The organism is Streptococcus sp. F0442 (assembly GCF_000314795.2).
GTDB lineage: Bacteria > Bacillota > Bacilli > Lactobacillales > Streptococcaceae > Streptococcus.
Map to the genome: position 1 here is coordinate 50,321 of NZ_KB373316.1, position 26,809 is coordinate 77,129.

The window sequence follows — 26,809 nt, forward strand, 5'->3', positions numbered from 1 at the left end:
ATTTATGACATTTTCATTTGACACAGCAGCGGCACAAGGTGCAATTATTAAAGTAATCGGTGTCGGTGGTGGTGGCGGTAACGCCATCAATCGTATGATTGACGAAGGGGTAGCCGGTGTAGAATTCATCGCTGCCAATACAGATGTTCAAGCACTTTCAAGTGCAAAAGCTGAAACAGTTATCCAATTGGGTCCAAAATTGACTCGTGGATTGGGTGCCGGAGGTCAACCTGAAGTTGGTCGTAAGGCAGCAGAAGAAAGCGAAGAAGTTTTAACGGAAGCTTTGCAAGGTGCAGATATGGTCTTCATCACTGCAGGAATGGGTGGAGGATCTGGTACAGGTGCTGCACCAGTTATTGCTCGCATTGCTAAAGCAGTTGGTGCTTTGACAGTAGCCGTTGTGACTCGTCCATTTGGGTTTGAAGGTTCCAAACGAGGAAACTACGCAATTGAAGGGATCAATGAACTTCGCGAGCATGTGGATACTTTGTTGATTATTTCTAACAACAACTTGCTTGAAATTGTGGACAAGAAAACGCCACTTCTTGAAGCTTTGAGTGAAGCAGATAACGTTCTTCGTCAAGGTGTTCAAGGGATCACTGACTTGATCACAAGCCCAGGCTTGATCAACCTTGACTTCGCAGACGTGAAGACTGTGATGGAAAACAAAGGAAATGCCCTTATGGGTATCGGTGTTGGTAGCGGAGAAGAGCGTGTGATTGAAGCGGCTCGTAAGGCTATTTACTCTCCACTTCTTGAAACAACCATCGACGGTGCAGAAGATGTGATTGTCAACGTTACTGGTGGTTTGGATATGACCTTGATCGAAGCTGAAGAAGCTTCAGAAATTGTGAACCAAGCTGCAGGTCACGGAGTGAACATCTGGTTGGGTACCTCTATCGATGAAACCCTTAAAGATGAAATCCGCGTAACCGTTGTTGCAACAGGTGTCCGTCAAGATAAAGTAGAACGTGTTAGCGGTATTGCTTCTTCACATCGTCCTTATAAAACAGGACCTCGTGAACAACGTCCACAAGCTGCACCATTTGACCGTGAATTTGATCTGAAACAAGATGTTGAATTGCCAACAACTTCAAGTCGTCCAGCGGTAGAACCAAACCGTGGTTCAGCCTTTGGTGATTGGGATATTCGTCGTGAGAATATCGTTCGCCAAACTGAACCAACATCAACACATCAAGTTGATCGTTATGTAGACTCATCTTCAGATGATGATGAATTGGAAACACCTCCATTCTTCCGGAATCGTTAATCATGAATCTGGAACAGAATGCTGATCTTGTACGGCAACAAGTAGAAACAGCAAGAAACAAAGCACACCGCCAAGATCAAGTCAATGTGATAGCTGTCACCAAATATGTGGATGTTGCAACAACAGAAGCATTGGTCAAAACAGGTATTCAAGATATCGGTGAAAATCGTGTTGATAAATTCCTAGAAAAGTATCAAGCACTAAAAGAGTACAATCTCACTTGGCACTTGATTGGGAGCCTCCAACGACGGAAGGTAAAAGATGTGATTAATCTCGTTGATTATTTTCATGCCTTGGATTCGGTGAAGCTGGCTCAAGAAATACAAAAACGAGCAGAGCACCCAATCAAGTGTTTCCTCCAGGTGAATATTTCTGGTGAAGAAAGTAAACATGGATTTGCACCCGATGAACTGGATGATGTTTTAGCGGAAATCGCACAGCTGGACAAAATTGAAATTGTTGGTTTAATGACGATGGCTCCTTTTGAGGCTAGTCAAGAAGAGTTGCAAGATATTTTTTCAAAAACTCACCAACTTCAGAAACAACTAGAAAAGAAACAATTAAAAAATATGCCTTTCTCAGAACTAAGTATGGGTATGAGTCGTGACTTTGAAGTAGCCATTGCGAACGGAGCGACTTTTGTTAGAATTGGGACATCATTTTTTAAATAGGAAAGAACTATGTCATTAAAAGATAAATTTAACAACTTTATTGACTACTTCACAGAAGACGGTGAAGAAGTAGAAGTTCGGGAGGCAAAAGCAGCTGGGGCGGAAACGCAACCAGTTCCACAGCCTCAACCGACTCCTCAAGTGACTTCTCCACGTCCACAGATTAGTCAAAAAGAACCAGTAAAACCAAAATCAACTCCTGTTGCACCTGTTACAACTCCTGTATCTACAGTAGCTGTGAAGGAACCTGTTTCAACAACGAAAAATACATCTGAAAATATTACTCGCTTGCATGAACGCCAACGTGAATTGGCTGCTAAGCGTGCTAATACTGATGAAAAGATTACGATCGATGTTCGCTATCCCCGCAAATACGAGGAAGCGACTGAAATTGTTGATCTATTACTATCTAATGAGAGTATCTTGATTGATTTCCAATATATGACAGAAGTACAAGCACGTCGTTGTTTGGATTATTTGGATGGTGCTCGTTATGTTTTAGCAGGAAATCTTCGTCGTGTTGCAAGTACCATGTACTTGTTGACTCCAATTAACGTGGTCGTTAATGTTGAAGATATTCGCCTTCCAAATGATGTGGAAGTGACAGAATTTGATTATGATATGAAACGCAATCGTTAAGATGATCTTTTTTCAATATCTATCAAACATCATTCAAATCTACTCTTTTATTCTTGTCATCTATGCCCTGCTTTCTTGGTTTCCGGGTGCACCTCAGAGTACACTTGGACAAATGGTTCACCGATTAGTTGAACCATTTTTGAGCCTTTTTAGAAAGTTACCTTTGCAGGTTGGTGGCCTTGATTTTACGGTTCTGGTAGCCCTCTTGGTTTTGAATGGATTAAACCAGTTGCTATGGCGACTATTTCTACAACTGATTGGATAGACACAGATGGGACAGAAAGACATTTACCAACATTTCAACCGTGATGATCATGAATTTATTGATCGTTGTATTGAATTGTCCGAAAGAGTGATCGAGCGGTATTCTGTTGAGGTCACGGGATTTTTAAATCCTCACCAGGTGGCTATTTTACGAAATGTTGCTAGTAGCTATCAGTTACAAGTGTTTGCTTCTAGCGATGAGCAAAAAATGGAATATGCCAAAGTCATTGTGGGTCCGGACTATTACCAATTGGATCCTAATGATTTTGATCTGGCTTTATTAGAAATGGTCTATGCGTCAAAATTTCATCACTTGACGCATTCTCAAGTGTTGGGGACCATTGTTCATCAATTGGGAGTGGAGCGCAAGTCTTTTGGAGACATTTTGACGAGCGATGGGAAGATCCAAGTATTTGTAGAACGGCGCTTTGTTCCCTATTTTATGGACCATATCCAGAAAATTTCGCGAGTGCCTGTTAAGCTAAAGGAAGTTCCGCTATCTCAACAACTTGTCATAGAAGAGGACAGCCAGCACCGAGATATTCTCGTGTCGAGTTTTCGACTAGACAAAGTGATTGCTGCAACCTTTAAGTTATCACGTTCTCAGGCCAGTCAACTGGTTAGTTCTGGTCTAGTGAAAGTCAACTATGCGACAACTACCAATAGTAGCTATGCTGTAGATCTGAATGATTTAGTCAGTGTCCGACGCTTTGGGCGTCTTAAAATGGTTTCTGAAAATGGTATTTCAAAGAGTGGAAAATATAAAGTAACTGTTGAAGTACTCTTAAGTAAAAAATAAGGAGGAGTTATGGCTCTTACTGCTTTAGAAATTAAAGATAAAAAATTTGGCGTTAAATTTAGAGGTTACGATGCGAACGAAGTTGAAGAATTTCTGAATATCGTTGTTAGCGATTATGAAGATCTTGTTCGTTTAAATCATGATCAAAAAGCAAAAATTCAAGCACTTGAAGAACGCCTAAACTATTTCGATGAAATGAAAGATTCATTGAGCCAATCTGTTTTGATTGCGCAAGATACTGCTGAACGTGTAAAACATGCGGCAAATGAGCGCTCAGAAACAATCGTTCGTCAAGCGGAACAAGATGCACAACATCTAGTTGATGAAGCAAAACAAAAAGCAAATGAAATTCTTCGACATGCAACGGATAATGCTAAGAAAGTTGCCGTTGAAACAGAAGAATTAAAGAACAAGACACGCGTCTTCCATCAACGTTTGAAATCAACTATCGAGAGTCAATTGAGCATTATTGACACACCTGAATGGGATGAAATTCTTCGTCCAACAGCTATGTATATTCAAACTAGCGATGAAGCTTTCCGTGAAATTGTTGAAAAAGCATTGGGTGAGTCTGTTCATCATCATGCAGAAGATGATAACATTGACTTGACTCGTCAATTTACTCCGGCTGAAATCGAAGAATTACAAAAACGCATTGAAGCAGCTAACTTAGAATTGGGTGCTACACAAGCGTTTGAAGGTTTGAATGAAAAAGTTCAATCTGCCTTAGAAGAAGCAGAAAAAAGTCATGTAGAAGAAGATTCTATTGATGATCTTGTTGTAGAAACTCCTCAAGTTGCTAATATCGATGATCCAGAAGTTGAAGAACAACGGGAATCTGTTTCAATTTTATAATCTGTAAAAACAGTGGTCTTATCAAATAGTTTTAGCGAGCAGGTGATGGTGGAAGACCTGTACTTCCTTTGATAGGATTGATCCTTTTACAAATCTTAGTGGTGAAACGAGTAACCACTAACGCTGGTCAGCGTTAGCGACAAAAGAGGAGAAAGAGAGGATTCTCTTTCTTGAATGAAGGTGGTACCACGACTTGTCGTCCTTTTTGGCGAGGTCGTGGTCTTTTATTTTGTATGATTATTTTTTATAGGAGACTCCATGAAACTCAAAGAAACACTGAATTTAGGTAAGACAGAATTCCCAATGCGGGCAGGTCTTCCCACAAAAGAACCAGTATGGCAAAAAGAATGGGATGAAGCAAAGCTTTACCAACGCCGTCAAGAATTGAACCAAGGAAAACCTCATTTCACCTTGCATGATGGCCCTCCGTATGCCAACGGAAATATCCACGTAGGACATGCCATGAACAAGATTTCAAAAGATATCATTGTTCGTTCTAAATCTATGTCAGGATTCTACGCACCTTATATCCCAGGTTGGGATACACACGGTTTGCCAATCGAGCAAGTCTTGGCCAAACAAGGTGTTAAACGGAAAGAAATGGACTTGGTTGAGTACTTAAAGCTTTGCCGTGAATACGCTCTTTCTCAAGTCGATAAACAACGCGAAGACTTTAAACGTTTGGGTGTTTCAGGTGACTGGGAAAATCCTTATGTAACCTTGACGCCTGACTATGAAGCAGCGCAAATCCGCGTCTTCGGTGAAATGGCTAACAAGGGCTATATCTACCGTGGAGCCAAGCCTGTTTACTGGTCTTGGTCATCTGAGTCAGCGCTTGCTGAAGCGGAAATTGAATACCACGACTTGGTTTCAACGTCCCTTTACTATGCCAATAAGGTCAAAGATGGCAAAGGTGTTCTAGATACTGATACTTACATCGTTGTTTGGACAACAACTCCATTCACCATCACGGCTTCTCGTGGTTTGACTGTTGGTGCGGATATTGATTACGTCTTGGTGCAACCAGCTGGCGAAGCTCGTAAGTTTGTGGTCGCTTCAGAATTGTTGAACAGTTTGTCTGAGAAATTCGGTTGGTCTGACGTTCAAGTTTTAGCTACTTACCGTGGTTCAGAATTGAACCAAATTGTGACAGAGCACCCATGGGATACAACAGTAGATGAACTCGTTATCCTTGGCGACCACGTTACAACAGATTCCGGTACTGGTATTGTCCATACGGCCCCTGGTTTTGGTGAGGATGACTACAATGTCGGTGTTGCCAATGGTCTTGAAGTCGCAGTCACTGTTAACGAACGTGGGATCATGATGGCCAATGCAGGTGCAGAGTTCGAAGGTCAATTCTACGACAAGGTTGTGCCAACGGTTATTGAAAAACTTGGTGATTTACTTCTTGCTCAAGAAGAAATCTCTCACTCTTACCCATTTGACTGGCGTACGAAAAAACCAATCATCTGGCGTGCCGTGCCACAATGGTTTGCCTCTGTATCTAAATTCCGCCAAGAAATCTTGGACGAAATTGAAAAAGTCAAGTTTCATTCAGAATGGGGTAAAGTCCGTCTTTACAACATGATTCGTGACCGTGGTGACTGGGTCATCTCTCGTCAACGTGCTTGGGGTGTGCCACTTCCAATCTTCTATGCAGAAGACGGAACACCAATCATGACAGCTGAAACCATCGAGCATGTAGCTCAACTCTTTGAAGAACATGGTTCCATCATCTGGTGGGAACGTGATGCCAAAGACCTCTTGCCAGAAGGATTTACCCATCCAGGTTCACCAAACGGTGAGTTCAAGAAAGAAACAGACATCATGGATGTATGGTTCGACTCCGGCTCATCATGGAATGGTGTCGTGGTTAATCGCCCTGAACTTAAATATCCAGCAGACCTCTACCTAGAAGGTTCTGACCAATACCGTGGTTGGTTCAACTCATCTCTCATCACATCTGTGGCTAACCATGGGGTTGCACCATACAAACAAATCTTGTCGCAAGGTTTTGCTTTGGATGGTAAAGGTGAGAAGATGTCGAAATCTCTTGGAAACACCATTGCTCCAAGTGATGTTGAAAAACAATTTGGTGCAGAAATCTTACGTCTCTGGGTAACCAGTGTAGACTCAAGTAACGACGTACGGATCTCTATGGATATCTTGAGTCAAGTTTCTGAAACTTACCGTAAGATCCGTAACACCCTTCGTTTCTTGATCGCCAACACATCTGACTTTAACCCAGCTGAGGATGCAGTCGCTTACGAAGAACTTCGTTCTGTTGATAAGTACATGACCATCCGCTTTAACCAACTTGTTAAGACCATTCGTGATGCTTATGCAAACTTCGAATTCTTGACGATTTATAAGGCTTTGGTTAACTTTATCAATGTTGATCTGTCAGCCTTCTACCTTGACTTTGCCAAAGATGTTGTTTACATCGAAGGAGCTAAGTCACTAGAACGCCGTCAAATGCAAACTGTCTTCTATGATATCCTTGTAAAAATCACAAAACTCTTGACACCAATTCTTCCTCACACTGCTGAAGAAATCTGGTCCTATCTTGAGTTTGAAGCAGAAGACTTTGTTCAATTGTCAGAATTGCCAGAAGCACAAACATTTGCGAATCAAGATGAAATCTTGGATGCCTGGTCAGCCTTTATGGACTTCCGTGGACAAGCTCAAAAAGCTTTGGAAGAAGCACGGAATGAAAAAGTGATCGGTAAATCTCTTGAAGCTCATTTGACAGTTTATCCTAATGAAGTAGTGAAAACACTTCTTGGAGCAGTAGATAGTAATGTTGCTCAACTCTTGATTGTCTCAGAATTGACCATTGCAGAAGGTTCAGCTCCAGAAGGTGCAGTGGCCTTCGAAGATGTTGCCTTCACTGTTGAACGTGCAACTGGCGAAGTTTGTGATCGTTGCCGTCGTATTGATCCAAGTACAGCAGAACGTAGCTACCATGCAACTATCTGCGATCACTGTGCAAGCATCGTCGAAGAAAACTTTGCGGATGCAGTAGCAGAAGGATTTGAATCTAAATAATAAGATGTGAAAAATCGCAGGGAGAAAGTCTCCTTGCGACTTTTCAATAAAGAGGAAGTTATGTGGGACCAGAAAGAATTTAAAAAATTAGAACTGAAAGAGTTTTACGAGATCGTCCAATTGCGTTTGGAGACCTTTGTCGTGGAACAGACAAGAATCTACAATGATCTTGACGCTATTGATCTTAGAGCTATTCACCTTTTTCATCAAGATGAGGAAGGACGCGTAGATGCCTATGCACGTATCTTTGAGACAGGGGCTACGATTCATTTTGGTCGAGTCGCTGTAGCGTCGTGGCCAAGGACTAGGAAAGGCTATGGTAGAGCAGATTTTGGACCTGTGTGAACAGAGATTTCCTGGACGGACCATTGAAATTGAGGCTCAAGAGCAGGTGGTCGGCTTGTATGAAAAGTTAGGTTTTCAAACGGTGAGCGAACCCTTTATCTTGGCTTCTACCCCTCACGTAAAAATGATCTATCAGAAATAAAGAATCCTTTCATCTCATGATTGAGGTGAAAGGTTTTTTTGGAAAAAGATACTAAAGAAAAAAGTAAGGTAGAAGCACCTTACTTAGCAATTGGGAAAGAAATTTCGATCAGTTTATCAGAATAGAGGGTCTTAATAGCAGATTGGTCAATGAGTTGAAGATTGATCTTACGTTTTAAAAAGAACTCACGAATTTTTTCAACTTCGTTTTCACGAATAGCTCGGTGTTTGTTGCTGATCAACAATTCGTAGTGGGTTGGGGCTTGTGTAAAAATAACATCAGTATTGCCAGCGGAATAAACCTCGACAAGCAAGGCGTCAGTACTAGCAAGTTGATTTTTAACCAAGGTAGCATGACTATTGGTGGTATTAATGAGCTTCATATGAGTTCCTCCTGACCTCTATCTTCATTTATTATAGCACTTTTTTTTATTTTGTGAAAGAATTCCTTTAGTTTTTATGGGCAATTTTCCACTGTTCAATGCCCCATTTATGGCTTCCTCGTTTAAGTTTTTCAATAGCTTCCTCTACTGGGAACCAAGAGAGATTGTTAAAATCTTCCAGTGGTTTTTGAGCTTCTGTGTAGTCAACGACTTCATAAATATAGGCAGGATTATAGTAGTAGGTATCGCGGTGGCGAGAATAGAAGTACTCGTCTGCTTGGCCATAGTATTGACCTAAGATAGCAGTAAAGCCTAATTCTTCAATCAGTTCCCGTTTAAGAGCTTGCAGGTGATCTTCTCCCTTTTCGATTTCGCCACCTGGTAAGAACCAGGCCCCGTTAGGAGCTTGTACGAGAATGATCTGATCTCTATCTTTATTAGGAATAACAGCGTAGACACCATAGCGATGGACGTAGGTCACATCATTTTTCTTTTCACCAAAACTTGGAATGGTCATGGTTTTCTCTTTTCTTGTTTTTTTGATCATTATATCATATTTTTTAGCAAAAATCTGGAGAGAAAAAAGAATGAGACTGGATTTTTCAGCCTCATTCTTTCATAATTTGGATGATTATTCTTCTGTCTTTTCAACTGTCTTAGAAACCGATTTAATACTAATATTTCCATTGCTGGTCATAACGGCCTTGAGTTGTTTCTCACTTGGATGTTCCAAGTAAAAATCAGTAATAGTATCTTCGATATGGTCTTGAATGGTGCGACGGAGTGGGCGCGCCCCCATTTTAGGATCGTAACCCAGATCGACTAGTTTTTCTTTGACTTTATCTGTTACATCTAAATGGATCTCATTTTGTGCAAGACGTTGGTTGACTTCATCCAGCATAAGGGTAACGATTTGAAGCAGATTTTCTTTTGATAGAGGTTGGAATTCAATGATCCCATCAAAACGGTTCATGAATTCAGGGCTAAAGAAGTTACCGAGTTCTCCAAGAACAGAGTTGGTTCGCCCTTCGCGAGCTGCTCCAAAGCCAACATTGGCTTCAGCCTTGCCGGTTCCAGCATTAGAGGTCATGATGATAATGGTATCTTTAAAGCTAACCGTACGGCCTTGACCATCTGTCAAACGACCATCATCCAAGACTTGCAGGAACATGTGCATAACATCTGGATGGGCTTTTTCAACTTCATCTAGCAAAACGAGAGAGTATGGATTGCGACGAACTTTTTCAGTCAGTTGTCCAGCTTCATCGTAGCCAACATAGCCTGGAGGTGCTCCGACTAGTTTTGCCACGCTGTGTTTTTCCATGTATTCGCTCATATCAAAGCGGATCATATTATCTGCAGTGCCAAAGAGTTCAATCGCCAATTGTTTTGACAATTCGGTCTTCCCGACACCGGTTGGTCCGACAAAAAGGAAGCTTCCGATGGGACGATTTGGTGATCCAAGACCGACACGATTGCGTCGAATAGCTTTTGCGATTTTATCCACTGCGTCATCTTGGCCGATGACATGGGCTTTTAAATCAGAAGCTAGATTGATCAATTGGGACTGCTCTTTTTCTTTCAAATCACCAACAGGAATATTGGTCTTTTGTTCAACGATATGTTCAATGGTTTTTTCGCTGATGACAGGAGTCTCCTGATCAGTAACCTGTTGTCCTTGCATTTCCTTGTATTTTGCAATCTGGTCACGGAAGTAAGCGGCTTTTTCAAAATCTTCTTCGCGCGTCGCCTGGGCTTTAAGATTTTCTGCTTCAACCAAGCGCTGGTCGATGACTTTAGGGTCGATAAAATTCAGGGTCAAATTCATCTTAGAGCCGGCTTCGTCCAAGAGGTCAATGGCCTTGTCTGGCAAGAAGCGGTCTTGGATATAGCGATTGGAAAGAAGCGCCGCAGCTTCGATTGCACCATCGGTGTAGTGGACGTGGTGGTAGTCTTCGTATTTCTTTTGGATGCCTTTGAGGATGGTGATGGTTTCTTCCACCGTTGGTTCATCGACCTTAACGGGTTGCATCCGGCGTTCAAGGGCTGCATCCTTTTCGATAATTCGGTATTCATTGAGGGTAGTCGCACCGACTAATTGCAATTCGCCACGAGCGAGGGCTGGTTTGAGGATATTTCCAGCATCCATATTGCCGTCTCCAGCAGATCCAGCACCGACAATTTCATGAATCTCATCGATAAACAAAATCACATCTTCACGGCGACGGATTTCCTCCATTAATTGTTGCATGCGCTCTTCAAATTGACCTCGGATCCCAGTTCCTTGAACCAGGCTGACAACGTCTAAGCGAATGACTTCCTTACCTTGCAATTTATGAGGAACATCGCCATCGACGATTTTTTGGGCCAGTCCTTCCACAACGGCTGTTTTTCCGACCCCAGGTTCCCCAATCAGAACAGGGTTATTCTTGGTTCGACGATTGAGAATTTCGATGACACGGATAATCTCTTCATCACGGCCGATGACAGGGTCAATATCTCCTTTGCGGGCAATCTCTGTGACATTGATACCGAACTCTTCTAAAAGACCTTTTGGCTTTTGAGGACGGGCTTGACGAGGGTCTTGACCGCCACCACGGTTATTGTTTTGGCCGTAGCCGCCACCTCCATAATTTCCTCCAGATTGAGTTGGAGGTGTTTGGGGTTCTTGCGGACTTTGGAAGTTTCCAAGGTTATTAAAGAAATCTTCGAAAGGGTCTCCAGTCAGTTGACTCCGTTGGGTCATGCCTTTCAAGAAGCTGTTATTTGGGTCTGTTTTCATAATTTTATAGCAATTTTGACAGAGGTCTACTTGTTGCTGACGTCCATTTACATTTGTATATAAATGGATGGTTGATTCATTTATTTTACAATTTTGACAAAGCATATACATACCTCACAGTAGGGTTTTGATGGTCTTCCATCAAGAAAATAGCCTATTTTTAAAAGGTCAAAAATAGTCAAAGATTTATAGTTTCATTATATCAGTATTCTAGAAGTTTGCAAGAATTTGCTACGGATTGATGCTGAAGAATGGATAAGAAAGTAAATCGATGGAAAAATGTGAATTTTTATTGGAAGAGCTTTCTCTTTTATGATAAAATAGAGGAGTAGAAAGTAAAGAGGAGAAATAAAATGGAATCACATTTAGTACGGATTATCAACCGTTTGGAGACGATGACAAAAGACGGTGGAAACTTAAAACGTAATTTTGAACGTGACGGTGTTGTTGTCGCGGAAGTAGCATACAATCACAATGAAGAAGAAGGTTCAACCTTTACCCTTCGTGATGTTGAAGCACGTGAAACCTATACCTTTGATAGCATTGATTTAATTGCAATGGAAATTTATGAATTGCTTTACTAAGCAGGTTAGTGGATGAGTTTGGGGTGGTCTCAAGCTCATTTTTTGTCTACCTGGCTATAGTTTTCGTCTATAGGAAATTCTAAATAGGAACAGTTAGGTTTGAGAGATGAAATCTGCTATAATAGAGAGAAATATTTTCATTACTTGACTAGAAAGAGAATTGACATGACGACAATCATTGATGGGAAGGCGCTCGCTTCAAAATTACAGGGTGAGATCGCTGAGAAAACAGCACGATTAAAAGAAGAGACAGGCCTGGTACCTGGTCTTGTTGTGATCGTGGTAGGAGATAATCCAGCCAGTAAGATCTATGTAAGAAATAAAGAACGATCTGCTATTGCGGCAGGTTTTCGCAGTGAGGTGAGACGCCTTCCTGAAAGCATTCGCCAAGATGAATTATTAGAAGTGATTGAACAATACAATCAAGATCCTCTATGGCATGGGATTTTGGTGCAGTTGCCCCTTCCTAAGCATATCGATGCGGATGAAGTCCTTTTAGCCATAGATCCGACAAAGGATGTGGATGGCTTTCATCCATTGAATATGGGGCGCTTATGGGCTGGCAATCCCCTCATGGTTCCTTCTACCCCAGCTGGGATCATGGAGATGTTCAAAGAGTACGGGATTGATCTGGAAGGGAAGCGAGCGGTCGTGATTGGTCGTTCCAATATTGTTGGGAAACCCATGGCGCAGTTGCTCCTCGCAAAAAATGCGACGGTGACCTTGACCCATTCCCGGACCCATCATTTGCCTAAAATTGCTAGAAGAGCGGATATCTTGGTTGTTGCGATTGGTCGTGCGAAATTTGTAACAGCAGACTTCGTGAAAGAAGGCGCAGTGGTCATTGACGTCGGGATGAATCGCGATGAAGATGGCAAATTATGTGGGGATGTCGATTTTGACTCTGTTGCACCCCTAGCTAGTCACATTACTCCAGTACCAGGAGGAGTTGGTCCTATGACCGTTACCATGTTGATGGAGCAAACCTACGAAGCAGCTGTTCGTACCTTAAAAAAATGAAAGTGTGAACGAGATGAAGTTTGTCTTTGATTTAGATGGAACCTTGTCATTCGATGGTCTTACCATCGATGATGAAATCAAACAGGTCTTATTGAGAGCAGAAGAATTTGGCCATGAAGTCGCTTTTGCTTCTGCGCGTTCTTATCGGGATTGTTTAGGCCTTTTAGGGGATCAACTGAGTCAGCAACTCGTGATTGGCTTAAATGGCGGGCTAGCTTATCGTCAGGGCCAACTGGTTTATGAGGATCAATTGGACAAGGATGTTTATCGAGAAGTCCTTGGTTTTTGTCGCCATTTCAATCTACCATTTTTTGTGGACGATACCTTTGATTATAGTGGTCAGATTTTGGAAAAGATTCCTTTTATTGCGAATGTGGATCCCCTCAAAAAAGCCCAGTATCGTTCTTTAGAGGACCTGACGGACCCGATTAAGGTTGTGATCTATATGGGGGCCCATGAGGAATTGGTAGATGAAATCATTGAGCGAATTGAAAAGACCAATAAGGCCCACATTCGTTATCATGCTCATGAAAAATGTATCTATCTCAATCCAGTAAACACTCATAAAGCGACAACAGTCGAAGAACTCTGTGGAGAAAATTTCGTGGCTTTTGGTAATGATCAAAACGATATTGAGCTCTTTGAAAAAGCTATTTATGCAGTTCAAATTGGCGATTTTCCATCCCTTCGGCCTTACGCTGATGATCAATTAGTGGCCAAGCAAAATCATCCACAAGCTGTTGCTGCTAAGATCTTGCAAGTCTTCGCAGAATTCAGAGGAAAATAAAAGAAGGAGGGGGAGTTGTGGCTTCTCCTTTTTCGCTAGAAATGAGGAAAGTATGAAAACAGTTCAGAAAGATGAGATTCAGCGTGTCATTGTGCAGCGAGAGTCAAGATCTTATAAGGGTGATTTTGGCCGTCTGCTCTTGATTGGGGGGACTTATCCTTATGGTGGAGCCATCATTATGGCAGCCCTCGCTGCGGTTCACAGTGGAGCGGGGCTGGTCACTGTCGCAACAGATCCTGACAATCTGACGGCCCTTCATAGCCATCTTCCTGAATCCATGGGCTTTGATCTAGCGGATCATGAACTCCTTTGTGAGCAATTGCAAAAAGCTAGCGTGATTTTAGTAGGGCCGGGCTTAAAGGAATCTAATGAAAACCAAGGAGTCTTACAAATGATTTTTGAGCAGGTCTCTAGGCATCAGGTTCTGATTTTAGATGGAGGTGCTATTAGTCTTTTTGCAACTTCTCAATTTGACTTGCCAGAAGCTCAGTTGGTCTTTACCCCTCATCAAAAAGAATGGGAAAAACTATCGGGACTTGATCTAGCAAGCCAGACAGAAGAGAAGAGCCAAAGAGCTGTACAGAACTTTCGTGAAGGGACTGTCATAGTAGAAAAGGGGCCCCACACAAGAATTTGGACAAGTGGGCAAGATGTGGGCTATCAGCTAGATGTTGGTGGTCCTTACCAGGCAACAGGTGGCATGGGAGATACCTTGGCAGGGATGATCGCGGGGTTTGCAGGTCAATTTCCACAGGTCAGTCTCTATGAGCGCGTGGTGGTCGCGACCTACCTCCATTCAGCTATTGCTGAAGACTTGAGCAAGGAGGCTTATGTAGTTTTACCAACAACCATCAGCAAAGAAATTCCCAAATGGATGAAGAAGTGGAGTGACAATTTAAACGAAAATGTTGAAAATGAAACGTTTTCATGATAGTATGGATGAAAGGAGGTGAAAAAATGAATGAGCAAAAAAAAATCGATTACCATGAAAGATGTTGCAGCAGAAGCTGGAGTTAGTGTTGGGACAGTCTCTCGTGTCATCAATAATGAAAAAGGCATTAAAGAGGTGACCTTAAAAAAAGTTCAACAGGCAATTGAAAAACTTTCTTATGTCCCAGATGAATATGCGAGAGGATTAAAAACAAATCGTAGTAATATTATTGCTTTACTCATTCCAACCATTTGGCATCCATTCTTTTCTGAGTTTGCTTATCATGTAGAAAAGGAATTATTGAAAAATCAATGTAAATTATTGATTTGTAATGCAGATAAAGATGCTCAAAACGAGATAGAGTACATAAAATTACTTGAAAAAAATAAGGTAGATGGGATTATAGGGATCACCTATTCAGATATTGATAAGTATGTCTCATCAAATTTACCTTTTGTCAGTATTGACCGTCATTTTTCTGAAAATATCTATTGCGTAACTTCTGAAAATTTTCATGGTGGTCAACTAGCTTGTCGCGAATTAGTCAAACGCGATTGTCAAAATCTAGCTTACATTAGTGGTGTGAACAAACATTTGAATGAAACAACGGAACGGGGGAGAGGCTTCAAAGCGGAGGCTAAACAGAAAAATACGAACCTTTATTGTCTTGAAATGCCGGAACCACTGAATCAAGCAGAAGAGCAAATAAGAACCTTTTTTGAAAAGCATCCTCAGATTGATGGGATTTTCACAGTAAATGATTTTATGGCCCTTCGTGTGATAAAAGTTTTAGGGGAGATGGGAAAAACTCCTGTAGAAGATTATCAGATTATTGGTTTTGATGGATTAAGACCAGCTTTTGATCAACCTTACTTACTTTCTACGATTGTTCAACAAATAGCTCAGATGGCTCAAGCAGCAGTTGAACTATTGCTTAAATTAATTCGTGAAGAAGAAATAGATCAGAATGTAATTAGTTTACCGGTACATTTTTTTGAAGGAAACACAACAAAAAAATTATAAAAAGCGCTTGACAAATTATGAAAGCGCTGTTATAATTTAGTCATAAAATGAAACGTTTCAAAAAAACTCAACTATTTTAGTTTGGGTTAAAAAATCAATAAAAAATGAAACGTTTCAAAAAAGGAGGACGCTATGCGTAAAGGTATTAAGTTATCTGTAGTTGCAGCACTATCATTAGGATTGCTTGCAGGATGTGGTGGGGGATCAAAATCCAAAACAGCAAGTTCTTCGGACGAAATAAAAGTCTGGGTTCAATTCTCAGATGAAACAGCTGAGGGAAAAGCTTGGCAACAAGTTGTTGATAATTTCAACAAGTCAAAGAAAACTAAATACAAGGTTGTGACAGAATATATTCCACGTAGTGGTAGCGGTGGAGGATATGAAGATAAGGTCAACGCTGCTGTTACGACAAATAGTTTACCAGATGTTATTACGCTAGATGGACCAAACACTGCTGCCTATGCAAAATCAAAAGTGATTGCTCCCTTGGATGATTATCTAAAGGACAATGACATGGATGATGTACTGGACAGTATTAAACAACAGGGAACTTATGATGGTAAATTCTATGCGTTTGGTTTTTCTGAATCAAATGTAGGTGTATACTATAACAAGAAGATGTTTAAGGAAGCTGGGATTGATGAAGCGAGTTTGCCAACCCTTGAAAAGCCATGGACCTGGTCTGAGTTTAATGCCATTGCTAAGAAATTAAAAGATCATTTTAATAAACCAGCAATCGATTTCCGTTTGAATTCAAATGATGAGATGTTACCATATGCTTATATGCCTCTTATTTGGTCAAATGGTGGTTCTGTTGTAAATTCTAAAGGAACAAAAGCTGAAGGTTACTTCAATAGTAAGGAAAGTGTTGAAGCTGTTCAATTTATTCAAAATCTAGTAAAAGAGGATTACACTACAGTTAGTCCTGTTGAAAAAGGATTTGAAACAGGTGAGTATCCGATGGTTCTAAGCGGGTCTTGGACGATTGGGGATCTACAAACAAATTACAAAGATATTGATTTTGGTATTCTTCCTTATCCAGTTTCAGATAAAACGAAGAAATTGGTCTCACCTTCAGGTAGTTGGCAATTAGCTGTTACAACAAAATCTGATAAAAAAGAAGCTGCTGCTGAATTTGTTAAGTTTGCAACAAATACAGAATCTAGTGAAATTATAAGCTTGGGGAACAGTGTTCTTCCAATCAGAAAATCAACAATTAAAAATATTAAGGATAAAGTATCTGAACCATTGCGCTTCTTGATGGAACAAAATGCTGTATCAGCCCATCCTCGTCCTGTTGTAGTAGCTTATCCACAAGTTTCACGCGCTTTCCAACAAGCGATGCAAGATATCAGCTATTATAAAGATAATCCAGATGTACAAAAAGTATTAGATGCTCGTACTAAAGAAATGCAAACAGCAATCGACCAATCTTTAAATAAATAGTTGATATTCAAAAGGTGGAAGGAAAGTTATGAAATGTACCTTCCACCTTATTTTATTTAATGATTTCATCTTAGGAGACGAACAATGAGCGAAACAAAGAAAGTCGAAACAAAAAAGAAAGAACGTCTTAAAGAAAATATTATGGGCTATAGCTTTTTAGCTCCAGCCTTAGTATTACTTTTTATCTTTTTGGTGATACCTGTTGGTATGGTCATCTATTATGCCTTTACAGATTATTACCTATTGACCCCAGAGGACAGAAAATTTGTAGGGCTACAAAATTTCATGCGCTTAGCACAAGATCCGATCTTTATAAAAAGCTTCTTGAATACCTTGAAATTTGTTGTTTGGATTATTCCAGTACAACTTGGGGCAGCCCTTGGTATGGCTTTAATCGTAAATAAGAAACGTAAAGGAAACATGTTCTTTAAGGTAGCATTCTTTGCTCCTGTTGTGATGTCTCTCGTGGTTATCTCTATCCTTTGGCTATACTTGTTAAATCCAAATAATGGTTTGCTCAATGCCCTACTGAATAAAATTGGTATCTCATCCCAACCATTTTTGACAAGTCCAAAGCAGGCCATGTATGCGATTGTCTTTGTTTCTGCATGGCAAGGAGCAGGATATCAAATGTTGTTGTTCCTTGGAGGAATGCAAAATATTCCACAAGATATCTATGAAGCTGCTGAGTTAGATGGATTTTCAAAATGGGCTCAATTCAGATACATCACAATGCCTTTATTGAAACCAACGGCCTTGTTTGTTCTATTGACAACGTTGATTTCAGCCTTTAAATTGATTGTGCAACCAATGGTCATGACTCAAGGTGGACCACTAAACTCAACAATTACAATGGTATATTATATTTACCAACAAGGTTTCACAGACCGTCTCGTTGGTTATTCAAGTTCTATTGCCTTAGTATTTACAACATTGATTGGTATGATCAGTCTTGTACAACGGCGAGTTTTGAAGGAGGACGATTAGGATGAAACGTTTAAAACCGACTTCTATTTTAGAATATATTTTATTAATTCTATTAGCAGGCCTCTTTCTATTTCCTATGATCTGGATGGTGGTTTCAGCTATGAAACCAGAAGCAGATGTGTACAAGAATTTAACAAGTTGGAAAGCATTCTTACCTAGTTTAAATCCAGCTGATTGGTTTAAACCATACCAAGAAGTTCTTTCACGTTTTAGTATTCTAACATACCTGGGGAACAGTATTTTTTATGCAGGAACATTTGCACTTGGCTCTATTATTGTTAATGCCTTAGGGGGATTTGCATTTGCAAAAATAAATTTTACAGGTAAAAAAATTCTGTTTGGCTTTTTATTGGCCTTGTTAATCATTCCGATGGAAACAGTGTTGATTCCTCAATTTACAATTATTAATTCACTTGGCTTAGTCAATAATCGTTTAGCGGTTATTATCCCTGGATTAGCTAGTGTCTTTAATATCTATCTTTTCCGGAACTTCTTTATTGCCATTCCAGAAGAAATTATCGAATCTGCAAAAATAGATGGTGCAAGTATCTTGCGGATCTTTTTCAAGATTATGTTACCGATGTCGAAACCGGCAGTTGCAACAGTAGGTGTTCTTTCCTTTATTTCTAGTTGGAATGATTATATCTGGCCATTGATGGTGTTAACCGATTCTTCAAAATTTTCAATGCAGGTAGCGATTACAACTATTAATACAACTCAACCAGTTTATATCAATCAAGTAATGGCTGTTTTGACAATTTCTACAATTCCACTTATTCTAGTATATATCGTAGCACAAAAATATATTATTCAAGGTTTAGGTGGGTCTGGAACAGGTATTAAGTAGGTGATAAGGATGAAGGAAACTATTCGAAAAGCAAATCAGTATATCGATGAAAATAGGGAGAAGGTTGACCAGCAATATAGAGGATCCTTTCACTTACTACCTCCAATTGGCTGGATGAACGATCCTAATGGCTTTGTTTATTTCCGTGGGGAATACCATTTGTTTTACCAATTCTATCCCTATGATAGTGTTTGGGGACCTATGCATTGGGGGCATGCTAAGTCAAAAGATCTCCTCCATTGGGAAGAATTACCAGTAGCTTTAGCACCAAGTGAAAACTATGATAAGGATGGTTGTTTCTCAGGAAGTGCTATTGTGAAAGATGACAAGCTCTATTTGCTTTATACTGGTCATATAGATGATGAGGAGAAGCGAGAAGAGACCCAGTGTCTTGCAGTTTCAACGGATGGAGTTACTTTCGCAAAATTGCCAGCCAACCCAGTGATTCATGTGCAGCATATTGAGGGTATCGCAGATATTGCTGATTTTCGTGATCCCAAAGTCTTTGAATACCAAGGAATCTATTATACTGTAGTTGCTTCCAAAACAGTAGATGATCGAGGGCAAATTCTCTTGTTTGCGTCAAGTAATCTAGAGGACTGGAGCTTTAAATCAGTCTTACTGGAAGGTGAAAAAGGGCAAGGTATCATGTGGGAATGTCCGGATTTCTTTCCCTTAGATGGTAAATGGGTCTTGATTCTGTCTCCCATTGAAATGGAAAGACAGCAAGAAAAATACTGGAATTTAAATTCGACTGTTGCCTTTATTGGTGACATGAATTGGGAAACGGGTCAGTTTTTTGTCGATTCCTATGATGAAATTGATGGTGGCTTGGATTTCTATGCTCCTCAAACTTGTCAAGGACCAAATGGCGAACGATACATGGTTGCTTGGATGCAAATGTGGCAACGTTCCATCCCTAGTCATGACTTAGGTCATGGTTGGGCAGGAAGCATGACGGTTCCTAGAAAATTAGGCTTGAAAGACGGAAGATTGGTTCAGGAGCTACCTGAGTCTGTGAAAAGTCACTTTATTGTAGAGAATGCACCAGAAACCACTGTTAAGGGCAATCAGATCATGATCCCGGCTAGAGGGAAACAAACCTTGTTTGAGATAGATTCCAAATCAGGTCGCTCCTTTATCCTAAAATATGGGGATGAATCCGATGTTGATAGTGCCTTGCAATTGATTTACGATTCCTCCAATAAACGCTTTAGCTTGAGTCGAGACCAATTTGGACACCTCATTTCTGGAAAAGAAAGCCCAGAATTTCAATCAAGATGGATTCAGTTGGATGGTGAAAAGGATCATCATTTCTCGATTCTTCGAGATGCCAACTCAATTGAAGTATTCGTGGATGGTAAAACTCTATCAATGACCTTTTATGAAACGACTGAGAACCCTGTCTATACCTTCAAAGCAGATGAAGGGATCGATTTAGTTGTAAAAACATATCAAAAATAGGTATATAAAAATCTCCTAAAGAAGAAAAGACAAGTCCTTAGACTTGTCTTTTTGTTGTATCCTAAATAGGTTTTGAGCTTCATCGAAGAAAATTTTAGGAACTGGCCTCATGACCGTTCTGACTCTTTTTCCAGAATATCCAAATCTTGTCACAATTCCCCTGGTTGAAGAGGAAAAAACAGTCTTCTATATTAGTTATGCCTATCCAAATGAAGGGGAGCCCCAAGCACTTCTTAGCTCCTTTATTGAACGATTAGAGAAGTGTGACAAATAGGGAAGCTGGTTTAAAATAGACCAGTAGAAAATGACTTGAATAAAATGAGGATTGTGGAGAAAGGAAATTCATGATTTCGCTTTGTCTGCCAGCCTTTTTTGGTGTTTTTTGGTATAATTAAACTTGATCATATTCTGCAGAAAGGAGTTCCTATGTCCAACTATTTATCGGTATCCAGTCTGACCAAATACCTCAAGTTAAAATTTGATAAGGACCCCTATCTGGAGCGGGTCTATTTGACGGGTCAGGTTTCGAATTTTCGGAAGCGTCCCAATCACCAGTATTTCTCTCTAAAGGATGAAAAGGCTGTGATTCAGGCGACTGTTTGGGCTGGGATCTATAAGAGTTTTGGTTTTGAGCTAGAAGAAGGCATGAAAATCAATGTCATTGGTCGGATCCAACTCTATGAGCCAAGTGGGAGTTATTCCATTGTCATCGAAAAGGCGGAACCAGATGGGGTAGGGGCCTTAGCCGTTCAGTTCGAGCAACTCAAGAAAAAGCTGACCGAAGAAGGGCTTTTTCAGGATCGGTGGAAGCAAGCTCTACCACAATTCCCAAGAAAGATCGGGGTGGTCACTAGTCAGAGTGGGGCTGTTATTCGAGATATTATTACGACTGTCACTCGGCGTTTTCCTGGCGTGGAGATTCTCCTTTTTCCAACCAAGGTACAAGGAGAGGGGGCGGCTCAAGAAATTGTCGCTAATATCCAGAAGGCCAATGCTCGGACGGACCTAGATGTCTTGATCATCGGTCGTGGGGGTGGTTCGATTGAAGACCTCTGGGCCTTTAATGAAGAGCCGGTTGTGCGGGCTATTTTTGAGTCTAGAATTCCCATTATTTCCAGTGTAGGACATGAGACAGACACGACTCTAGCAGATTTTGTAGCGGACCGACGAGCCGCTACTCCGACAGCAGCAGCTGAATTAGCCACTCCGGTAACCAAATTAGATCTCTTGTCCCATTTACAAAAGCAGGAGAATCGCATGGCAACAGCTATGTCCAATCGTTTGGCCTATAATCGTGAACGTTTGGCCAAATTAAGTCAATCGGTTATTTTTAGACAGCCTGAAAGACTCTATGATGGCTACCTGCAAAAAATTGACCAGTTGCAATTGCGCTTGAAACAAGGGATGCGGGATGCTTATGGACAAGGGGCCAATCAGCTACAAGGTCTGCGTCATCGCTTAGAAGCTATGTCTCCATTGCATCGTATCGAGCGTTATCAAGACCGTGTTCTCCAAGATAAGAGGATCTTAACCAGCCGCATGGAACAAGTCCTAAAAGAGCAAAATGTCAAGGTGCAAGGTTTATCAGAAGCCCTCTTGATGCTGGATACCAGTCGGATTATTGCGCGTGGTTATGCCATGGTCAAGCAAGACGATCAGGTCTTGGATTCGGTTGCAAAAGTAAAAGAAGGAGACCTGCTGTCCCTCATCATGAGAGATGGCCAGTTAGAAGTAGAGGTAAAACATGTCGAAAGAAAAGAAATTTGAAGAAAATTTAGCAGATTTGGAAGCCATCGTCCAGAAATTGGAGAGTGGAGATGTAGCTCTTGAAGAAGCGATCTCTGAATTCCAAAAAGGAATGAAGTTGTCAAAAGAATTGCAAGATACCTTGGATCAAGCAGAGAAAACCTTGGTTAAGGTCATGCAAGCAGATGGTACTGAAGCGGATCTAGCATGAGACAAGAAGAAAAACGAAATAGAGTAGAGCAAGCGGTTCGCTCTTTTTATGAGGAAAAATCCATCGCACCCCATTTAGTGGAGTCGGTCCTTTATTCCATCCAGGCAGGTGGAAAACGCCTGCGCCCATTGCTCCTTCTAGAATTATTAGAGGCCTTTGGACAGGAATTGACAGAGGATCATTTTCAAGTAGCGGGGGCTTTGGAGATGATCCACACAGGAAGCCTCATTCACGATGATCTACCGGCTATGGACAATGACGATTACCGTCGGGGGCAATTGACCAACCACAAGAAATTCGGAGAAGACCTGGCAATTTTAGCAGGGGATGCGCTTTTTCTTGATCCCTTTGGGATGATAGCTGCCAGTGCCCTTCCTGATGCGGTCAAGGTCTCTTTGATCCTTGAATTGTCGGATGCATCCGGAAGTCGTGGAATGGTAGCTGGCCAAGTCCTTGATATGGAAGGGGAGCACAAACAGCTCACGCTAGCAGAATTGCAGACCATCCATGCCAATAAGACAGGACGCCTCCTTGCCTATCCTTTCATCGCAGCAGTTTTGATGTTAGAGTTGCAAGCAGACATTGGTCAGCTCTTAGATAAAATCGGGAAAAAATTAGGTCTGGCTTTTCAAGTGCGGGATGATATTTTGGATTTGGTCGCTGATTTTGAAGCTCTGGGCAAGACCCCTCAAAAGGATTTAGTAGCAGAAAAATCGACCTATCCAGCCTTGTTGGGATTGGAAGAATCAAAAGCTTTGCTGACAAGTGAATTAGATGCTTGCGAAGATTTGTTGGATCAGATTACAGCTACTTGCGACTTTGATCCGCAAGCGATCAAGAAATTAATAGAAGGATTACGAATAGATGGCTAAGGAAAGAGTGGATGTATTAGCCTATAAACAAGGCCTATTTGATACCCGCGAACAAGCCAAAAGAGGGGTGATGGCAGGTCTTGTCGTTGCCGTTATCAATGGTGAGCGCTTCGATAAACCGGGTGAAAAAATTGATGAAGCAATCGAGTTGAAACTAAAGGGCGAAAAGCTCAAATATGTCAGCCGGGGCGGTCTTAAATTAGAAAAAGCCCTGAACCAATTCGGTTTATCTGTAGAGGATAAAATTGCGATTGATATTGGAGCTTCTACAGGTGGCTTTACGGATGTCATGCTGCAAAATGGAGCCAGCCAGGTCTTTTCGGTGGATGTCGGGACCAATCAGTTGGCCTGGAAATTGCGCAATGACCCTCGGGTAGTCTCAATGGAACAGTTCAATTTCCGCTATGCTGAGCCAGATGATTTTGAAGCGACACCGAGCTTTGCGAGTATCGATGTCAGCTTTATTTCCTTGGACTTGATTCTGCCAGCCCTTTATCGGATTTTGGCAGATCATGGACAAGTGGTTGCGCTAGTTAAACCCCAGTTTGAAGCAGGACGCGAGCAGATCGGAAAAAATGGGATCATTAAGGATCCTAAGATTCATTTAGCGGTCCTTGAAAAGGTCGCTACATTTGCAGGGACACATGGCTTTTCCGTGATGGGAGTGGATTATTCCCCTATCCAAGGAGGCCATGGCAACATCGAATTTTTGATGTATCTAGAAAAAAAAGAAGAGAAAACAAAGCCAACGACAGAGCAGCTGGAGGCTGTTGTGGAGCTGGCACACAAGGAATTTAAACATGAAGAGTAAGAATATCAGATTAGAAAAAATTCGTCGCTTCATTCGTGATCATGAAGTGGGGACGCAAGAAGAGATCGTCGAACATTTAAAAGAAGAAGGCATCTCAGCAACTCAAGCGACGGTGTCACGGGATATCAAAGAATTGGGCATCGTTAAACGCCCTCTGAAAGACATGACCTATGTTTATGAGTTGCCACGTAAACACCACCAAGGGATCGGGATGATCGAAAGCAATATCTTGTCTCATCGCCGCATGGGAGAATATGTCAATTTCACCATGATTCCAGGGACGGCTCCTTTGGTCAAACGTCGCTTGCGGGAGATTTATAAGGAGCATATCTTTAGTATTGTCGCAGATGATGATACGATCTTGCTGATGGCTTATTCCGCTCCAGAAGCAGAGAATATCCTTAAATCAATCTTTGGGTGGTAAGAGCCTATGCTATTAGAAATTTCGATTAAGAACTTTGCCATTATCGAAGAGATTTCCTTAAATTTTGAGAAGGGAATGACGGTACTGACAGGGGAAACAGGTGCAGGGAAATCCATCATTATCGATGCCATGAATATGATGCTGGGAAGCCGCGCAACGACGGATGTCATTCGCCACGGAGCCCCAAAAGCTGAAATCGAAGGCCTCTTCGCTGTTGAGAGCAATCGCCACTTGACGGCTCTCTTTGAAGAGCAAGGGCTAGAGTGGACCGATGAATTGATCATTCGCCGAGAGATCCTGCAAAATGGACGAAGTGTCAGTCGGATCAATGGTCAAATGGTGAATTTGTCTGTCTTAAAGGCAGTTGGCCAACACTTGGTGGACATCCACGGCCAACACGATCAGGAAGAACTCATGCGACCCCAATTGCATATCGCTATGCTAGATGAATTTGGAGACGCAGCCTTTTTCCAAACCAAAGACGCGTATCGTCAGACCTTTGAAGACTACAAACGCCTGCGCAAACAAGTGGTGGAACTCCAGCGCAACCAGCAGGAAAACAAGGCCCGTATTGAAATGTTAGAGTTTCAAATTGCGGAGATTGAGGCTGCTTCCTTGGAAGTGGATGAGGATGTGCGTTTGGAGCAAGAACGCCAACGCCTGCTCAATCATAAAATGATCGCAGATACCCTTACCAACGCTTATACCATGCTGGATGCGGAAGATTTTTCGAGTCTAGCCAATGTTCGCTCAGCCATGAATGATTTGGAAAGTATCGAAGAATATGATACCAGCTACAAAGAGCTCTCAAGCCAGTTATCTGAAACCTTCTATGCCCTTGAGGATATTACCAAGCGCTTAGAAGATGTGGTCGATGGTCTGGAGTTTGATGGCAATCGTCTCATGCAGGTGGAGTCGCGTTTGGATTTGATCCACTCCATCACGCGCAAGTATGGTGGTCAAGTCAAGGATGTCTTGGAATACCTGGCGCAAATCACGAAAGAATATGGCCTCCTCACCGGCAGTGATCTCTCGTCTGAGGACTTGGAAAAAGAACTCAAATGTCTAGAAAAGAGCTTGGTCACCTTGGCTCAAGATTTGAGTGATCAGCGGCATGCCTTGGCCCAAGCTTTGGAAAATGAGATCCAACAAGAATTGGCAGACCTCTACATGGACAAGGCGCGTTTCCAAGTGCGCTTTAGCAAGGCTAAGTTTAATCGTGAGGGAAATGAAGCTGTCGAATTTTACATTTCGACCAATCCAGGTGAGGACTTTAAACCGCTCGTTAAGGTAGCATCTGGTGGAGAATTGTCACGCTTGATGTTGGCCATTAAGTCGGCTTTTTCTCGAAAAGAAGGAAAAACCAGTATCGTCTTTGACGAGGTGGACACAGGAGTTTCTGGGCGCGTGGCCCAAGCTATCGCAGCGAAAATTCATAAGATTGGTCAAAATGGCCAAGTGCTCGCCATTTCTCACCTGCCTCAAGTCATCGCTGCAGCAGATTATCAATTCTATATTGAAAAGATCAGTGATGAACATTCAACTGTATCCACTGTACGTTTGCTCAATAGAGAGGAACGAATCGAAGAAATTGCCAAGATGCTGGCAGGAGAGGATCTAACGGAAGCTGCCCGTCAACAAGCAGAGCAACTTCTCAAGCGTTAAGAGAGAAAGAAGGTTTATAACCATGTCAACATACTTTGTCGTTGGAGATATTCACGGGAAAGCAGATATGCTCGAAGAGCTTATGAAAGAGTGGGACGGGAAAGCCCAATTAGTCTTCTTAGGAGATTTGATCGACCGGGGAGAAGATGGGAAACGATCCGTCGAGCTGGTGAAAGACTACGTAGATCATCATGGGGCAATTTGTCTTTCTGGCAACCATGAGTACATGTTTTTAGCTTGGTTGGACAATCCAGAAGAGCGTTATGACCACTACCGAAGAAATGGTGGCGATACGACCATTAATTCTCTATTGGGACGACCGCTCGATGCTCCTGTAGATGGGATTGCGGATGCGCAAACAGTAGAGAGCACCGTCCCTGACTTGGTGGCCTTCATCCGCAGTTTGCCCTTTGATTATGAGACAGAAACCTATTACTTTGTCCACGCCGGGGTGGACTTAACCCTTGAAAATTGGCGGGAAACCAGTGACTACCAAAAGGTCTGGATCCGCAAACCCTTCCATGAAGCGGAGAATCAGACAGGCAAATGGATCGTCTTTGGCCATACACCAGTCTATGGACTGCTCCATGAGCCGGTCGGCACTGAAAATCTTTGGATTTCAGATCAAAAAATGGGCGTCGATGGAGGCGCTGTCTATGGCGGAGTGCTCCATGGACTGCTCCTAGATGAAAAGGGGATTGTTGAAGATCATGTCCTTCACAATACCGGCTTCTCCGCTGCAGACGACTGAGAGCGCAGAGTTGGTTATCTTTCACTGCAAAACCCCGTGT

At 41.8% G+C, this 26,809-nt stretch carries 25 protein-coding genes, 2 pseudogenes and 1 other annotated feature; of the genes and pseudogenes, 24 read left to right on the forward strand and 3 right to left on the reverse strand.

Going from position 1 to position 26,809, the window contains the following annotated elements; all coding sequences use genetic code 11:
- Window positions 1-4 precede the first annotated feature (4 nt).
- The 8 genes and pseudogenes from ftsZ (at window position 5) to HMPREF9186_RS09250 (ending at window position 8,036) form a co-directional block, all read left to right on the forward strand.
- Window positions 5-1,270 carry a cell division protein FtsZ gene (gene ftsZ / locus HMPREF9186_RS09215; RefSeq protein ID WP_009732397.1) on the forward strand — a complete coding sequence of 422 codons (1,266 nt, stop codon included), beginning with the start codon at window positions 5-7 and terminating at the stop codon, window positions 1,268-1,270.
- Window positions 1,271-1,272: 2 nt separating this feature from the next.
- Window positions 1,273-1,941, forward strand: a complete 669-nt coding sequence (locus HMPREF9186_RS09220; protein ID WP_009732398.1) for a YggS family pyridoxal phosphate-dependent enzyme — start codon at window positions 1,273-1,275, stop codon at window positions 1,939-1,941.
- A 267-nt stretch (window positions 1,942-2,208) separates the two neighbouring features.
- Window positions 2,209-2,580: pseudogene (locus tag HMPREF9186_RS11765) on the forward strand (cell division protein SepF); the annotation flags it as partial.
- Window position 2,581: 1 nt separating this feature from the next.
- Window positions 2,582-2,845, forward strand: a complete 264-nt coding sequence (locus HMPREF9186_RS09230) for a YggT family protein (protein WP_037614209.1) — start codon at window positions 2,582-2,584, stop codon at window positions 2,843-2,845.
- Window positions 2,846-2,851: 6 nt separating this feature from the next.
- The gene (locus tag HMPREF9186_RS09235) at window positions 2,852-3,643 is read left to right on the forward strand and encodes a YlmH family RNA-binding protein (RefSeq protein ID WP_009732400.1); all 792 of its coding nucleotides are present in this window, start codon (window positions 2,852-2,854) and stop codon (window positions 3,641-3,643) included.
- Window positions 3,644-3,652: 9 nt separating this feature from the next.
- Window positions 3,653-4,498 (forward strand): DivIVA domain-containing protein, encoded by an 846-nt coding sequence (locus tag HMPREF9186_RS09240; protein WP_009732401.1) that lies wholly within the window; start codon window positions 3,653-3,655, stop codon window positions 4,496-4,498.
- Window positions 4,489-4,705 (forward strand) — a binding site (T-box leader). It overlaps the preceding gene by 10 nt.
- Window positions 4,706-4,756: 51 nt before the next feature.
- Window positions 4,757-7,549: an isoleucine--tRNA ligase gene (ileS, locus tag HMPREF9186_RS09245; protein WP_009732402.1), complete on the forward strand. Its 2,793-nt coding sequence runs from the start codon at window positions 4,757-4,759 to the stop codon at window positions 7,547-7,549.
- 60 nt (window positions 7,550-7,609) lie between these two features.
- Window positions 7,610-8,036: pseudogene (locus HMPREF9186_RS09250) on the forward strand (GNAT family N-acetyltransferase).
- Between the two features lie 79 nt (window positions 8,037-8,115).
- Here HMPREF9186_RS09250 and HMPREF9186_RS09255 read toward each other — a convergent pair.
- The 3 genes from HMPREF9186_RS09255 to HMPREF9186_RS09265 form a co-directional block, all read right to left on the reverse strand.
- Complete coding sequence (locus tag HMPREF9186_RS09255) at window positions 8,116-8,418, reverse strand: DUF1827 family protein (protein WP_009732405.1); 303 nt, start codon at window positions 8,416-8,418, stop codon at window positions 8,116-8,118.
- A gap of 67 nt (window positions 8,419-8,485) precedes the next feature.
- Window positions 8,486-8,935: an NUDIX hydrolase gene (locus HMPREF9186_RS09260; protein ID WP_009732406.1), complete on the reverse strand. Its 450-nt coding sequence runs from the start codon at window positions 8,933-8,935 to the stop codon at window positions 8,486-8,488.
- 114 nt (window positions 8,936-9,049) lie between these two features.
- Window positions 9,050-11,305 carry an ATP-dependent Clp protease ATP-binding subunit gene (locus HMPREF9186_RS09265; protein ID WP_009732407.1) on the reverse strand — a complete coding sequence of 752 codons (2,256 nt, stop codon included), beginning with the start codon at window positions 11,303-11,305 and terminating at the stop codon, window positions 9,050-9,052.
- Window positions 11,306-11,553: 248 nt separating this feature from the next.
- Between HMPREF9186_RS09265 and HMPREF9186_RS09270 the strand changes: the two genes are divergently transcribed.
- The 16 genes from HMPREF9186_RS09270 (at window position 11,554) to HMPREF9186_RS09345 (ending at window position 26,769) form a co-directional block, all read left to right on the forward strand.
- The gene (locus HMPREF9186_RS09270) at window positions 11,554-11,784 is read left to right on the forward strand and encodes a DUF1797 family protein (protein WP_003005989.1); all 231 of its coding nucleotides are present in this window, start codon (window positions 11,554-11,556) and stop codon (window positions 11,782-11,784) included.
- A gap of 165 nt (window positions 11,785-11,949) precedes the next feature.
- Window positions 11,950-12,804 carry a bifunctional methylenetetrahydrofolate dehydrogenase/methenyltetrahydrofolate cyclohydrolase gene (locus HMPREF9186_RS09275; RefSeq protein ID WP_009732408.1) on the forward strand — a complete coding sequence of 285 codons (855 nt, stop codon included), beginning with the start codon at window positions 11,950-11,952 and terminating at the stop codon, window positions 12,802-12,804.
- Between the two features lie 13 nt (window positions 12,805-12,817).
- A complete protein-coding gene (locus HMPREF9186_RS09280) occupies window positions 12,818-13,591 on the forward strand; it encodes an HAD-IIB family hydrolase (protein ID WP_009732409.1) in 774 nt (257 codons plus the stop codon).
- A gap of 52 nt (window positions 13,592-13,643) precedes the next feature.
- Window positions 13,644-14,522, forward strand: coding sequence for an NAD(P)H-hydrate dehydratase (locus HMPREF9186_RS09285; protein ID WP_009732410.1), 879 nt, complete (start codon window positions 13,644-13,646; stop codon window positions 14,520-14,522).
- A gap of 30 nt (window positions 14,523-14,552) precedes the next feature.
- Window positions 14,553-15,545, forward strand: coding sequence for a LacI family DNA-binding transcriptional regulator (locus HMPREF9186_RS09290; protein ID WP_009732411.1), 993 nt, complete (start codon window positions 14,553-14,555; stop codon window positions 15,543-15,545).
- 132 nt (window positions 15,546-15,677) lie between these two features.
- Entirely contained in the window at window positions 15,678-16,991 is a 1,314-nt protein-coding gene (locus HMPREF9186_RS09295; RefSeq protein WP_009732412.1) for an ABC transporter substrate-binding protein, read from the forward strand.
- Between the two features lie 84 nt (window positions 16,992-17,075).
- Complete coding sequence (locus HMPREF9186_RS09300; RefSeq protein ID WP_009732413.1) at window positions 17,076-17,978, forward strand: carbohydrate ABC transporter permease; 903 nt, start codon at window positions 17,076-17,078, stop codon at window positions 17,976-17,978.
- Between the two features lies 1 nt (window position 17,979).
- Window positions 17,980-18,825, forward strand: a complete 846-nt coding sequence (locus HMPREF9186_RS09305) for a carbohydrate ABC transporter permease (RefSeq protein WP_009732414.1) — start codon at window positions 17,980-17,982, stop codon at window positions 18,823-18,825.
- A gap of 9 nt (window positions 18,826-18,834) precedes the next feature.
- The gene (locus HMPREF9186_RS09310; RefSeq protein WP_009732415.1) at window positions 18,835-20,289 is read left to right on the forward strand and encodes a glycoside hydrolase family 32 protein; all 1,455 of its coding nucleotides are present in this window, start codon (window positions 18,835-18,837) and stop codon (window positions 20,287-20,289) included.
- A 426-nt stretch (window positions 20,290-20,715) separates the two neighbouring features.
- Window positions 20,716-22,056 (forward strand): exodeoxyribonuclease VII large subunit, encoded by a 1,341-nt coding sequence (gene xseA, locus HMPREF9186_RS09315; RefSeq protein WP_009732417.1) that lies wholly within the window; start codon window positions 20,716-20,718, stop codon window positions 22,054-22,056.
- On the forward strand, window positions 22,034-22,246 hold the full coding sequence (locus HMPREF9186_RS09320; protein WP_009732418.1) for an exodeoxyribonuclease VII small subunit: 213 nt from the start codon (window positions 22,034-22,036) through the stop codon (window positions 22,244-22,246). The genes xseA and HMPREF9186_RS09320 overlap by 23 nt, the downstream gene beginning before the upstream one ends.
- Window positions 22,243-23,118, forward strand: coding sequence for a polyprenyl synthetase family protein (locus tag HMPREF9186_RS09325; RefSeq protein WP_009732419.1), 876 nt, complete (start codon window positions 22,243-22,245; stop codon window positions 23,116-23,118). The genes HMPREF9186_RS09320 and HMPREF9186_RS09325 overlap by 4 nt, the downstream gene beginning before the upstream one ends.
- Window positions 23,111-23,929, forward strand: a complete 819-nt coding sequence (locus tag HMPREF9186_RS09330; protein ID WP_009732420.1) for a TlyA family RNA methyltransferase — start codon at window positions 23,111-23,113, stop codon at window positions 23,927-23,929. The genes HMPREF9186_RS09325 and HMPREF9186_RS09330 overlap by 8 nt, the downstream gene beginning before the upstream one ends.
- The gene (locus HMPREF9186_RS09335; RefSeq protein ID WP_009732421.1) at window positions 23,919-24,353 is read left to right on the forward strand and encodes an arginine repressor; all 435 of its coding nucleotides are present in this window, start codon (window positions 23,919-23,921) and stop codon (window positions 24,351-24,353) included. Before HMPREF9186_RS09330 ends, HMPREF9186_RS09335 begins: the two co-directional genes overlap by 11 nt.
- A gap of 6 nt (window positions 24,354-24,359) precedes the next feature.
- Window positions 24,360-26,018, forward strand: coding sequence for a DNA repair protein RecN (gene recN / locus HMPREF9186_RS09340; RefSeq protein ID WP_009732422.1), 1,659 nt, complete (start codon window positions 24,360-24,362; stop codon window positions 26,016-26,018).
- A 22-nt stretch (window positions 26,019-26,040) separates the two neighbouring features.
- Entirely contained in the window at window positions 26,041-26,769 is a 729-nt protein-coding gene (locus HMPREF9186_RS09345) for a metallophosphoesterase (protein ID WP_009732423.1), read from the forward strand.
- The last annotated feature ends 40 nt before the right edge of the window (window positions 26,770-26,809 follow it).